Below are 12,450 nucleotides of genomic sequence, written 5' to 3'. Positions count from 1 at the left end.
CGCGATTCACTCATCAATCCCTGAAGAAGAGAATCACCCATGGACACTCGCACAACCGTTCTCATCACTGGCGCCTCCACCGGCATCGGCGCAGTCTATGCCCAGCGCTTTGCGCAACGCGGCCACAATCTCGTCCTGGTGGCCCGCGACGGCGCGCGCCTGCAAGCCCTGGCCGCCAAGCTGCGCAGCGAACACACTGTTGCCGTCGACATTCTCCAGGCCGACCTGACCCAGATCAGCGACCTGACGACTGTCGAAGCCCGGCTGCGGGACGACGCCAGCATCGGTATCCTGGTCAACAACGCCGGCGCCGCCCAGTCCGGCACCTTCATCGAGCAGTCGACCGACAGCGTCGCGAACCTCGTGTCGCTCAATACCACCGCGCTGGTTCGATTGGCCAGCGCCATCGCCCCACGCCTGGTCAAGGCGGGTGACGGTGCGATCATCAACATCGGCTCCGTGGTCGGCCTGGCACCGGAATTCGGCATGTCGGTCTACGGCGCGACCAAGGCGTTCGTGCTGTTTCTCTCCCAAGGACTCAGCCTGGAACTGTCGCCTAAAGGCGTCTACGTGCAAGCCGTCCTGCCGGCCGCTACCCGTACCGAGATCTGGGAGCGCGCGGGCATCGATATCAACACCTTGAATGAAGTCATGGAAGTCGGTGACCTGGTCGACGCCGCGCTGGTCGGTTTTGACCGTCGCGAGCCGGTGACCATCCCGCCGCTGCAGGAAGAGGCACGCTGGGATGCCTTGCAGGCGGCGCGCCAAGGCCTGCTCGGGCAAATCAAGCAGTCCCAGGTTGCCGAGCGCTATCAAGACCTGGCGTAATCATCGTTCAGCGGGCGCCAGCGCGAAGGACAGCGCTGGCATTCCTGGATGCCTGGCCGGGTGACCCGTCCGCAGCATCCCTTATGAGAGCAAAGCACCATGAAGGCATTTTTAATCGACCGCTACGCCAAGCACAGTGGCCGTATGGGCGACATACCGGCCCCAGCAGTGGCTGACCACGATGTTCTGGTCCGCGTGCATGCCGCCAGCGTCAACCTCCTGGACTCAAAGATCCGCAAAGGCGAATTCAAGCTGATCCTGCCCTACTCGTTTCCCTTGGTATTGGGGCATGACGTGGCCGGGGTCGTGATGCGGGTGGGATCCCGTGTCGAGCATTTCAAACCGGGGGATGAAGTCTATGCCCGCGTCCCGGACGGGCACATCGGCACCTTCGCCGAGCAGATTGCAGTGAACGAAAATGCCCTGGCCCTGAAACCCACGAACGTCAGCCAGGAGGAAGCCGCCGCCCTGCCCTTGGTCGCCCTGACGGCCTGGCAGGTGCTGGTTGAAACCGCCCAGGTAAAGAAAGGCCAAAAGGTGTTCATCCACGCCGGTTCAGGTGGCGTCGGCACCCTCGCCATCCAACTGGCCAAACACCTCGGTGCCTTCGTTGCGACCACCACCAGCACCGCCAATGTGCCTTGGGTCAAGGCGCTGGGAGCGGACGTTGTCATCGATTACAAACAGCAGGATTTCTCAAGCGTGCTGCAGGACTATGACGTCGTGTTGAACAGCTTGGGCGCCGATGAACTGGAGAAGTCGCTGAAGATCCTCAAACCCGGTGGCCAACTCATTTCCATCTCGGGACCACCCACCCCACAGTTCGCCCAGGCCCAGGGATTTTCCTGGCCGCTGCGGCTGATCATGGGCCTGCTGAGCAGTGGCATACGCCGCAAGGCGCGCCGAACGGGTGTGAGCTACGCCTTCGTGTTTATGCGCGCCAGTGGTCCTCAACTGCGCGAGATCGCCACCCTCGTCGAGTCCGGCAGCATCAAGCCGGTGGTTGACCGATCCTTCGCCTTCGACGCGACGGCCGATGCCCTGGATTATGTCGAGCAAGGACGGTCCAAGGGCAAGGTCGTCATCAAGATCCACTCAGGAATAGCCGATGAGTGAAAACCGTTTGCCTGAGCTCATCACCACACAGCAATATGCGAATCCGCCCGGGGCTCGGTCCCGCCGCACAGCACACCACTGATCGGGTCGCGCAGGATGATCTGGCCGCGCCCATAGTCGGTCAGGTCGCTGGCGATCTGAACCTCATGCCCCCGTCGCGCCAGGGCATTGGCCAGGTCCCGTGAAGCCCCGTGTTCGATCCCGACCTTCATGTCTCCCAGCCATTGCCAACGCGGTGCGTCCAAGGCCGCTTGCGGGTTCAGGCCGAAATCCACCAGGTTCATGACCATCTGCACATGCCCCTGGGGCTGCATGTAGCCGCCCATCACGCCGAAGGGGCCGAGGGGCTCGCCATTACGGGTAAGGAACCCGGGAATGATGGTGTGGAAGGTTTTCTTGCCCGGGGCCAGGCAGTTGGCGTGGCTCGGATCGAGGCTGAACTCCTGCCCGCGATTCTGCAGGGCAATTCCGCTGTCGGGCAGCACCACGCCGGAGCCGAACCCGTGGTAGTTGCTCTGGATGAACGAGACCATGTTGCCCTCCCCATCCGCGGTGGCCAGGTACACCGTGCCGCTGGCGTGGGGGTCGCCGGGCTTGGGCGGTCGGGCCTGTTCACCGATCTGTCCGCGCCGGTGGGCGCTGTAGTCATCGCTGAGCAGGTCAGCCACCGCCACGCGCATGTGCAGGGGGTCGGTGATGTAGTGCAGGCCGTCGCTGTAGGCCAACTTCATCGCTTCCAGTTGACGATGCCAGGTCTGTTGGCTGTCACGCTGATCGAAGTCGAAACCTTCCAGAATCTTCAGCGCCATCAAGGCCACCAGGCCCTGCCCGCTCGGCGGGATTTCCCAGACATCCACGCCTCGGTAATTGACGTGGATCGGGTCGACCCACTGGGCGCGATAATCCCTGAGGTCCGAGGCACGCAGGTAGCCGCCGCTGGCCCGGGAGTGGGCGTCCAGGCGCTCGGCCAACGCCCCGCGATAGAGGCTTTCGCAGCCGGTGTCGGCCAGTTCCTGGAGCGTGCGCGCCTGGGCCGGGTTGCGAAAAATCTCCCCGGCCCGGGGCGCCCGGCCTTCGATCAGGAAAGTCTCGAACCAGGCCTCCAGGGCGGCATCGCGATGGGGCGTGAACTCGTTCAGCGCGATCTGCCATTGATGGGCAACCACCGGCGACAGCGCAAAGCCGTCCCGGGCCAGGCTGATGGCCGGTTGCAGCAGCTCGGCAAAGGGCAGCTTGCCAAAGCGCTGCGACAACTGCGCCCAAGCCGATGGACAGCCCGGAACGGTCACCGGTGTCCAGCCATGGATCGGCATCTGCCCATGACCGGCGGCCTTGACCGCCTCGATGCTCAAGGCCGCCGGCGCATGACCGTTGCCGTTGAGGCCGTGTAGCTGGCCCTTGCACCAGACCAGGGCGAAGGCGTCACCGCCGATGCCGCAGCCAGTGGGCTCCACCACCGTCAGCGCTGCTGCCGTGGCGATGGCGGCGTCGATGGCATTGCCGCCTTTTTGCATGATCTCGATGCCCGCCTGGGCCGCCAGGGGCTGGGACGCGGCGACCATGCCCCGACGGGCGAAAACGCTCTGGCGCTGGGATGGATAAGGGTATTCGTGGGCAGAAAATGTCAGCATGGCGAAGACTCTTCAATACGGGAATTGATTGACCGGACTCAGGGGGCTAGACAACCTTGCAGGGGTCATAGCACCCGGCTGAGAAAAGCCCGGGTCCGCGGGTGAATGGGGTGACAGAAGATCTGCTCCGGCGGCCCTTGCTCGATAAGCTCGCCCTGGTCCAGGACCACCACACGGTCGGCCACTTCCCGGGCGAAGCCCATCTCGTGGGTCACCACGACCATGGTCATCCCCTCCTCGGCCAACTCCTTCATCACTTGCAGCACCTCGCCGACGGTCTCCGGGTCGAGGGCGCTGGTGGGCTCGTCGAACAGCATGGCCTGGGGTTTCATGGCCAGGGCCCGGGCAATCGCCACCCGCTGTTGCTGGCCGCCGGAGAGCATCGACGGGTAGTGATCGGCCTTGTCCGCCAGGCCGACCCGCTCCAGCAACCCGCGGGCCTGTTCCAACGCAGCGGCACGCGACACCCCGAGCACCTGGATGGGCGCCTCGATGATGTTCTCCAGGGCGGTCATGTGGGGGAACAGGTTGAAGCGCTGGAACACCATGCCGATGTCCCGCCGCTGCCGGGCGATGTTGCGCTCCGACTCACGCACCAGGCTGCCGTCGGCCCGCTCGCGATACCCCATGGCCCGGCCATTGACGCGGATGCGTCCGCCCTGGATGTCTTCCAACAGATTGATGCAACGAATGAAAGTGGTCTTGCCGGAGCCCGACGCACCGATCAGCACCACCACTTCGCCACGCCGCACTTGCAGGGAAATGCCCTTGAGAATCTGCAGCTCGCCGAAGGACTTGTGAACATCCAGCGCCTCGATGATCAGCTCTTCGCTTTTATGCGCCATGGTTAACGTGCCCTCAGCAGATTCAAGGTGCTGCGACCGAACATTCGCGTCGACGCCGGCGGTGGCGACGAAGGCCGATCCGACTGGCCGAAACGGGTCTCCAGCCAGCGCTGGAAAAAGCCCCACAACGTGGTCAGTAACAGGAAGTAGATCGCCACCACCAGGTACAGTTCGAACACCCGGAACGTCGCCGACGTGACCATCTGGGTACTGAGCAACAGTTCCTGGACGCCGATCACACTGACCAGCGTGGTGTTCTTGAGCATCACGTTGAACTCGTTGCCCAGCGGCGGAACGATGACCCGGAACGCCTGAGGCAGGACAATGCGGCGCATCAATTTGGCGAAGGTCATGCCCAGGGAGCGCCCGGCCTCGTATTGGCCCTTGTCCACCGCGCCAATGCCGGCGCGTATGATCTCGGCCATGTAGGCCCCCTCGTTGAGGCCCAGGGCGATGATCGCCGCCTGGATATTGCCGGGGATCACCAGGCCGAACAGGTCGATGTCTTCGAAGCGGAAAATCCCGCCGGCGGCCAGCGCGGTGTAGAGAAAGACGATCTGCACCAGCAACGGCGTGCCGCGCATCAGCCACACGTAAAAGCGCACCGGCAAATGCAGCAACGGGTTGCTCGACAACCGCAGCAACGCGGCGGCCAGCCCCAGGGCACAGCCCAGCAGCATCGCCAGCACACTGATCAGGCAGGTCAGCCAGAGCCCGGTGAGATAAACCCCACTGGGCTGCAGCAGGTACTGCCAGAACACATCCCAATTGAAATTCATCGATGGTTCACCTCAATCAAGTGTGTCACTGGCGACATGCCATTTGCCAAGCAGTTGGCTGTAGCTGCCATCGCTGCGCATATCGCCGATCACCTGCTGCACGGCGGCGGTCAGTTGTGGATCGTCCTTGCGAATGCCCAGGCCGGTAAGGATCCGGCTGAAGGCCGGCACCCCTTCCTCGAACAGATCGGGCGCCATGGCCGCGTAGTAACCGGCGGTTTCCACGGTGGTGCCGTAGGCGTCGACCTGGCTGATGCGCAGGGCCTGGAAGGCATCGGTGTCGGTGTTGTAGACCACCAGCTTCATCGCCGGCTTGCCGGCCTTGGCCAGGGTTTCGTTCTCGGCGTCGAGCAGGGTCTTGATGGTGGAACCGTTGAGCACCGCGACCTTGTGCCCGGAGAGATCCGGCAGTGTCTTGAGGCCCTTCGGATTGCCCTTGGGCACCACCACCGCCTGGCTGGAATACATGTAGTTGACGATGTCGATCACCTCGCGGCGCTCGGGCTTGTCAAACAGCTGATCGACGATCATGTCGCACTGGCGGGCCAGCAACGCGGGGAGCAATCCGGAAAAGGGAATGACCCGCCACTCCACCTTCTTGTCACCCAGGCGCTTGGCGATTTCCAGCCCCAGGTCCACGGTCAATCCCTTGGGTTTCTGCGCCTCGTCAAAAGACACCAGCGGCGGCGAATCCATGCCTGAGCAGTAGACGAGTTTGTCGACTTTGAGCAAACGCTCCGGGACAACGGGCGCGGCAACCGCCCACTGCGCACAGAAACTCAATGATAAAGCGGCAACCAACAGGCGAGGCTTATGCATGACCAGACACTCCAGTTCAGTAGGTAACGGGCAGTACTCAAAGTCAGAACACGGGCAGGCTCGGGGCCTGCTCTCGTTATTTTTTCGATTGCAGGAACTCGATCAATTCAGGAACGGTGCCTTCGATGTGCCCACGCACCACCGCCTCGGCCTTCTCGGCATCGCCCGCACGCAGGGCATCGAGAATCAACATGTGCTCCTGACGCGCACTCAGCGGCTTTTCCACATGCTGCAGCCATAGGCGCATGGGCGCTTCGATCAGGGAATAAAGCGCGCTGATCTGCTTGAGCAGTCGCGGGCGACCGCTGAGGCTGCACAGGTATTCATGGAAGGCGCGATGGCGGCTGACCCACTCGGCGCTTTCCTCGCGGTAGTCGTCCATCTCGTCCAGCAAGCGCTCCAAGGCGGCCAACTGGCGCTCGCCAATTCTTGCTGTCGCGACACGGACCGCCAGGCCTTCCAGGGCGCTGCGCATTTCGAAGACTTCGTGCAACTCATCGATGTCCAGGCCACTGACAATCGCCCCGCGATTGGGCCGCAGGGTCACCAGGCCCTGAGCATCCAGACGGCGAAAGGCCTCGCGCACCGGCATCCGGCTCATGCCGATCTCGTTGGCAATGTCCTCGGCGATCAGCCGGTCGCCCTTGCGTAACCGACCGCCACAAATGGCATCGAGCAGGAAGTTGTAGGCCTCCTCCTCGGCGGTCATGGGCGGGCGTTCAGCGTATGTCGGAGCAAATTGCATGGCAGCACCTTCTGCATTTTTGTATCCAATTATCCACGGATTCAAAAAGGCAGAATGCGTGCCAACTTCTCACGCAATCGTGCAAGCGTTTGATTTGAAGGAATTTACCGAGGAAAAATGACTGGCTGCCGTGAGCCCTGCCACAAGCGGGAGGCCAGCCGTGTGCTACCAAACAGCTCAGCGGTTGCGCTTTATAGGTGCAGGATGGCGCTTCGGTAACACCGCAAACGACGGCTCATCACGCCGGCGCCCTGGGCGTATCCGAAGGTGACTCGCCAAACAGCGCCCGATAATGGAACGCAAAATGGCTCAGGTGGAAAAACCCCATCTCCACGGCGATCTCACTGACGTTCTGCGCCGCCGCACGGGTCGTGATCAAACGGCGGCGCACGGCATTGAGCCGCAGGTTGCGCAGGTACTCTACCGGGCGCATTCCGGTCACCGCCTGGAAACTGTTCTGCAGGGTCCTGCGGCTGACTCGCAATTGCTCGCACAAGTCGAGAATGCTCAAGGGCACATCGGCACTGGCGACGACCAGCTCCTGGCAACGCTTGACCAGGTAGGCACTGACGGCAAAGTTGCCGCGTCGGCCACGCACCTCGTCCGAGGCGTGGCTGAACAGGTCGAGAAAGGCATTGAGCAGAACGTCTTCGAGGATTTTTTCCGAGGCGGGATTGACGGCGTCCGCCTGTTCCAAAAGGCGACGAAACAGTGGGTGGATGCGTTGTTGCACGCGGCGCAGTACCACCTCATCCACGCTGACCTGGGACACGTTTTTCAAACGCTTGAGCTGTTCGCTCGACAGTTCGTAGGCCGCCAGCTTGGCGAACCGCACCGTGTCGACATTGGCCGCGAAGAAATGCATGCCCTCCGGGGCGTGCAAGACGAAGTCCTCGCCATCGCGCAACAACACGACGCTGTGGGCGCCCACCTGGTGCCCCTGGACCACCGGCGCACCGCCCAGCGACATGGCGATGCACAAGCGCCCTTTTGGCGCGCAACCGTGCTGCACCACGCGTTTATCCAGCACCTCCTGGAAAATCTGGAAACGTTCGGCGCACACCTGGCGCAGCTCGCTGGAAAGACATCCACGCCCGAGCTGGTCATAGACTTGTTGCCAGCCCAGGATCGAACCGGCGTGTTGCTGAGGATCATTGAAGGTACGGACTTCGGCGAACATGATCATTGTTCCTCGGTGGCCCTGCGTTTATTGCCTGGTACCGTTGTTCAAGGACCTCTAAAACCCGTGGCAAGGGAGCTTGCTCCCGCTGGGCTGCGCAGCAGACCCATTTTTGTGAGCGCTTCGCACTCAAGCGGGAGCAAGCTCCCTCACCACGGGCTCCTTTGGGTGAACGGTGCTTACTGCCGGAAAACCAAAGCCAGTTCCATGCCAAGCATGTACAACCGATACTCGGCGGCCTTGATCTCCAACGGTGCCAACAAAGCGCCGGACAGCACCACCTGGCCCGCTTCAACGCACTGCCCGTCGGCCAGCAAGCGCCGGACCAGCCAGCACAGGTTGGCCTGGGGCGTGTCTTCGCGCGCCTGGGCATTGCCCTCGCCACAGGGCACCCCATCGCACGCCAGGCGATAGTTCAGGTGGGCCAATTGCTCGGGATGGAACCTGACCCGCGGCCCCAGGCAATACAGCCCCGCGGCGGCATTGTCGGCAAGAAACGCGCCGACGCCGAAACGCCAGCCCTGCCAGCGACAATCGGCAATTTCGAATGCCGGCGCGATCTCGGACACCGCGGCGAGGATGTCCTCGTCGCTGTAGAAACCGGGCACCAGCGTACGCCCCAGGACAAACGCCAGCTCGATTTCCAACTTCGGCTGGATCAGCCGCGCAAGCGACACCCCACGGCCGGGTTCCACGACCATGGCATCGGTCAGTGCGCCCAAGACCGGCTCATCAATACCGAAACGGTCCTGGGCGGCGCGGCCGGCGAAGGCCACTTTCCATCCGGTCAAGCGCTCACCACCGGCCTGGCGCCGACGCAGCGCCTCGCGCTGCAAGGTGTAGCCCATCGGCAGGTCGACGGCCTGTGGCTCCAACGAAGGCAAGGCGTGCACGGCCTGCGCGGCATCGTGAAGCCGGACCAACAGATGATCTTCGCGGCTCATGAGAGTTGCTCCGCCAGTTTGCGCAACACGCCCTCGAGCCGCTCGGGCGTGGTGATCGCGGCCACGAACCGATCCGGCCGCACCACCACGACACAATCACGCACTTTGGCAAACCATTCGCCGAGGCGGTTATCGACATCCTCGACACAAATGGCCCCGCTGGCCGACAAGGGTTGGTTGCGCCCCACGCCACTGCGCGAGCGATTGATCTGGATGAAGCGCGTCTCCCAGCGCGCCCACCAGGCGGCGGTTTCTTCGCTGAGTTGTTCGTTCGGATTGACCCGATACCCCAGCACCGCATAGGAATGCCCCAGCACCTCGTCCAGGCGTCGGCGCTGGCCCTGGGCATCTTCGATGGACGGTTGGATGAACAACTGCCCGACCAGATCATCCTCATGCAGCTCGGCGCGCTCGTGATACACCAGGCCCTTGGTGATGGTCGCCTTGGGCTTGAACTTGAATTCCAGCAAGTGCGAACGCAGGTTGTCGACGCTGTTGACGGCCTGGAACAACCAGTCCCGTACACCCGCCATCAACGGGTTGGTCAGCCCCAGGACGGCGCCCATGTTGTCGGCCAACGCGATGAGATCGGTCGCATGCCCACGGCGCTCCTGGTCGTAACTGGCCAGGATCGTCGGCGACGCCCGCCCTTGGAGAATCGCGGCGAGCTTCCAACTGACGTTGGCGACATCACGCAAGCCCGAATTGAGCCCCTGCCCGGCCCAGGGCGGGGAAATATGCGCCGCGTCCCCCACCAATGCCACACGGCCCTGGACAAAGCGCGCCGCGACCCGGGAGTTGTGGGTGTAGGCGCGGATCCGGATGATTTCCAGCTGGTCGACCGCGTCGCCGATATGCCCACGGATCAAGTCCCGGATCGTCGCCTCTTCGCACATCCGGGTTTCGTCTTCGCCCTCCAGGAGCATGAACTCCCAGCGCCGCTGCTGATACGGCAGGTAGATACAGACGAAAGGTCGCTGGGGGTCGGCATGCAACGCCGTATAAGGTGCATCCAGGCTGTCGTTGGCCGTATCGATCACCACCCATTTGCGCGGATGGGTCAGCCCCAGCAGTTCGATGCCGAGTTTCTTGCGCACGCTGGAGCGTCCGCCATCGGCACCGATCACGTACTGCGCCTGCAGTTGATAGAGCTCGCCCCGGGCATCGCGCACCTGCAAGGTCACACCCTCGGCATCCTGCTCCAGGTCGAGCATTTCATGGCCCTGGCGCAACTCGACACTGGCGTGTTTGCCCAACTGCTCGCGCAATGTCGTTTCAAGCAACTGTTGCATGAAGATGTTGCGCATCGGCCAGCCATAGTTCGCCGTGCTCGGCTTGACCTCGGCAAAACAGACGCCTCGCGCATTGTAGTAACGCAGGGGCACGTTGCAGATCATGTCGCGCGCGGCCAGTTCGGCGATGCCGATGCCCTGCAACACCCGCAGTGCCTCGTCATCCATGCCCACCGCGCGAGGATACGGCAGGACGCCGTCAGCCAATTCAAGGACGATGCAGTCGATACCGTACAGCCCCATGTAATGAGCGGCCGTGATCCCGTTCGGGCCGCCGCCCACGATGACAACCTGGGTTTTCTCCTGCTTCATCGTTATTCACCGCTTTGTTGTTGTGGTTGTAGGCATTGGTCGTGCAAGTAATCCATGACGACACGGTTGAACGTGTCCTCCTGGTCGTCATGGACATAATGGCTGGCGTCGGCGATTTGCGCTGTATGCACGCGTGGATTGGCCTCCTTCATGGCCTCCAGGGTCGCCTCGGGCAGAAAATCGGAACGCGCGCCACGGATGAACAGCGTCGGGCAATCCAGTGCCCGGACCGCCGGCCACAGATCGGTCGGGGTGATGCTCAGGCGCGCCTGGGCAATTCCGGCCTGATCATGACGCCAGCCGATGCCTGTCGGGGTTTCCTTCATCGAATGGGTCAACCTGGACGCCAGCCCCTGGGCGGACAGACCGGGACGTGAGCGGCGCCAGAATTGCGCGGCACTTTCCCAGTCGGGAAACGACAGGGGCGTCTGGTTCATTTCGCGACGGATGCGCTCGGCACCGTCGCCGCTGATCGACGAGCCGGGGCCAATGTCTTCGATCACCAGGGCTTGCAGGCGTCCAGGATTGAGCCGGGCATACTCCAGCGCATTGGTGCCGCCGAGGGAATGCCCGACCAGGACGAAACGCTCCAGCCCCAGGTGCGTGACCCAATCTTCCAGATCGCTGACATAGGCTTCCGTCCGGTAGCTGGAAGCCTCCGCCCAATCGCTGTCGCCACGGCCGCGCTGGTCCAGGGCATGGCAACAGAATTGCTCGCCCAAGGCATTGGCCAGGGACGCCCAGGTCTGGGCATAGGCCCGCAGCCCATGCAGCAGCAACACGGGAATGCCTGACGCATTGCCCCACGACAAGTAGTGCAGGCGCATCCCCGAACGATTGGTGAAGAACTGGCTGTTTGCAGACATTCGTTGGCTTCCCACGTCAGCGCACCTCAATACAGGCCGTCATTGCCCTTGACGTCAGCGGCTTGCAGACCACCCAGACGTGCATGCAAACGCCCGCGCGTGGCGAAGGCCCAGATGATGATCAACTCGTCGGCCGAGGGACCATCGCCGAACGACAGGGAAATGCTGTCGTAATGGGAGCGGACATACAGCGCGTCCTTGTGGGCCAGCGGTACGTCGATGGTCACGCCAGGCCCGCCACGCTTGCCGGTGGAGGGCACCCAGGACTTGCCACCGCCCAATGCGACACGGATCGGATCCGCCGCCGGATTGGTCAGCAACGCATTGCCATGCTCGTACTCGCCCTGGCTGCCCACCAGGCACGCCTTGCCATAACTGACAATCTCACGCTCGCCGGCCAGGGCCTGGATACGCCGGCCAAACTCCTGGCCCAGCAAGGGTGACGGCTCTATCAACTCGGCCAGGCTTTCGCTGAAACGTCCGGCATAAGGGTTGGCGATCACCGCCCCAATGGCGTACTTGAACAGCGGCTCGCCATCGGCCAACTGGCCGGTTTCGTTGGCCAGGGTTTCCTCGACGAAGCTGTACCATTTGCGGATGTGGTAACTGGCGAAATTCGCGGTTTTCATCAGACTTGCCTCTTTAAAGTGGGTCGAGATCGAAATGCCGGCTGGGGGCCCCAGCGGCCTTGAAGCGGGCCTTGCCGCGCTCGTCGTCGTGTTCGGACTCGAGGAAAAACTCCATGCGATTGCCATCGGGGTCGTTGAAGTACACGCCGTTGCCGATCTCGTGGTCAGTGATCTTCACCACCTCGACGCCCTTGTTCAGCAACATGCCGTAGAGCTTGCGCAGAGTGGTCATGTCGCCCGCGATCTCCAGCCCGTAGTGCTGCAAACCCAGGCCGCCCTGGTGAGCCCCGGGCTCTGCGCGGAGCAACGCGATGTCGTGATGCTTGGCACCAAACGCCATCATGATCCAGCTTTCACCCCGGGCGCTTTCATGCATGCCCAGCACATCGGCGTACCAGCGGGCCGACACTTCCGGGTCGCTCACGAACAACGACAGGTGAGTACGAACGACTTCGACTTTCATC

The 12,450-nt window shown here is 62.7% G+C and carries 14 protein-coding genes; 3 read left to right on the top strand and 11 right to left on the bottom strand.

Annotated elements, in window-relative coordinates; translation table 11 throughout:
* Positions 1-39 precede the first annotated feature (39 nt).
* Entirely contained in the window at positions 40-828 is a 789-nt protein-coding gene (locus J4E63_RS11430; protein WP_207282019.1) for an SDR family oxidoreductase, read from the top strand.
* 99 nt (positions 829-927) lie between these two features.
* Positions 928-1,944: an NADP-dependent oxidoreductase gene (locus J4E63_RS11425; RefSeq protein WP_192260757.1), complete on the top strand. Its 1,017-nt coding sequence runs from the start codon at positions 928-930 to the stop codon at positions 1,942-1,944.
* A gap of 20 nt (positions 1,945-1,964) precedes the next feature.
* Here J4E63_RS11425 and J4E63_RS11420 read toward each other — a convergent pair whose 3' ends face one another.
* The 5 genes from J4E63_RS11420 to J4E63_RS11400 all read right to left on the bottom strand — a co-directional run bounded on the left by J4E63_RS11420 (position 1,965) and on the right by J4E63_RS11400 (position 6,763).
* Positions 1,965-3,575 carry a gamma-glutamyltransferase family protein gene (locus J4E63_RS11420; RefSeq protein WP_207282018.1) on the bottom strand — a complete coding sequence of 537 codons (1,611 nt, stop codon included), beginning with the start codon at positions 3,573-3,575 and terminating at the stop codon, positions 1,965-1,967.
* A gap of 65 nt (positions 3,576-3,640) precedes the next feature.
* Positions 3,641-4,420, bottom strand: a complete 780-nt coding sequence (locus tag J4E63_RS11415) for an amino acid ABC transporter ATP-binding protein (RefSeq protein WP_192260755.1) — start codon at positions 4,418-4,420, stop codon at positions 3,641-3,643.
* A 2-nt stretch (positions 4,421-4,422) separates the two neighbouring features.
* Positions 4,423-5,199 (bottom strand): amino acid ABC transporter permease, encoded by a 777-nt coding sequence (locus J4E63_RS11410; protein WP_060742708.1) that lies wholly within the window; start codon positions 5,197-5,199, stop codon positions 4,423-4,425.
* 12 nt (positions 5,200-5,211) lie between these two features.
* Positions 5,212-6,018 carry an ABC transporter substrate-binding protein gene (locus tag J4E63_RS11405; protein WP_207282017.1) on the bottom strand — a complete coding sequence of 269 codons (807 nt, stop codon included), beginning with the start codon at positions 6,016-6,018 and terminating at the stop codon, positions 5,212-5,214.
* Positions 6,019-6,094: 76 nt separating this feature from the next.
* Entirely contained in the window at positions 6,095-6,763 is a 669-nt protein-coding gene (locus tag J4E63_RS11400) for a GntR family transcriptional regulator (RefSeq protein ID WP_207282016.1), read from the bottom strand.
* On the opposite strand from J4E63_RS11400, the gene J4E63_RS30875 reads away from it, so the two are divergent.
* A complete protein-coding gene (locus tag J4E63_RS30875; RefSeq protein WP_257720542.1) occupies positions 6,762-6,884 on the top strand; it encodes a hypothetical protein in 123 nt (40 codons plus the stop codon). The genes J4E63_RS11400 and J4E63_RS30875 overlap by 2 nt on opposite strands.
* Positions 6,885-7,001: 117 nt before the next feature.
* Here J4E63_RS30875 and J4E63_RS11395 read toward each other — a convergent pair whose 3' ends face one another.
* The 6 genes from J4E63_RS11395 to J4E63_RS11370 form a co-directional block, all read right to left on the bottom strand.
* Positions 7,002-7,943, bottom strand: coding sequence for a helix-turn-helix domain-containing protein (locus J4E63_RS11395; protein WP_060742711.1), 942 nt, complete (start codon positions 7,941-7,943; stop codon positions 7,002-7,004).
* A 179-nt stretch (positions 7,944-8,122) separates the two neighbouring features.
* On the bottom strand, positions 8,123-8,887 hold the full coding sequence (locus J4E63_RS11390) for a 2-keto-4-pentenoate hydratase (protein ID WP_207282015.1): 765 nt from the start codon (positions 8,885-8,887) through the stop codon (positions 8,123-8,125).
* Positions 8,884-10,491 carry a bifunctional 3-(3-hydroxy-phenyl)propionate/3-hydroxycinnamic acid hydroxylase gene (locus J4E63_RS11385; RefSeq protein WP_207282014.1) on the bottom strand — a complete coding sequence of 536 codons (1,608 nt, stop codon included), beginning with the start codon at positions 10,489-10,491 and terminating at the stop codon, positions 8,884-8,886. Before J4E63_RS11385 ends, J4E63_RS11390 begins: the two co-directional genes overlap by 4 nt.
* Before the next feature lie 2 nt (positions 10,492-10,493).
* A complete protein-coding gene (locus tag J4E63_RS11380) occupies positions 10,494-11,357 on the bottom strand; it encodes an alpha/beta fold hydrolase (protein WP_207282013.1) in 864 nt (287 codons plus the stop codon).
* A gap of 26 nt (positions 11,358-11,383) precedes the next feature.
* On the bottom strand, positions 11,384-11,986 hold the full coding sequence (locus tag J4E63_RS11375) for an amino acid synthesis family protein (protein ID WP_060742715.1): 603 nt from the start codon (positions 11,984-11,986) through the stop codon (positions 11,384-11,386).
* A gap of 13 nt (positions 11,987-11,999) precedes the next feature.
* A complete protein-coding gene (locus tag J4E63_RS11370; RefSeq protein ID WP_060742716.1) occupies positions 12,000-12,449 on the bottom strand; it encodes a VOC family protein in 450 nt (149 codons plus the stop codon).
* Position 12,450: the final 1 nt, after the last annotated feature.

It is taken from the genome of Pseudomonas sp. FW300-N2F2, from assembly GCF_017351655.1.
GTDB lineage: Bacteria > Pseudomonadota > Gammaproteobacteria > Pseudomonadales > Pseudomonadaceae > Aquipseudomonas > Aquipseudomonas fluorescens_AA.
The sequence above is the reverse complement of the archived record's forward strand: the minus strand, read 5'-3'. Positions and strand labels throughout refer to the sequence as shown.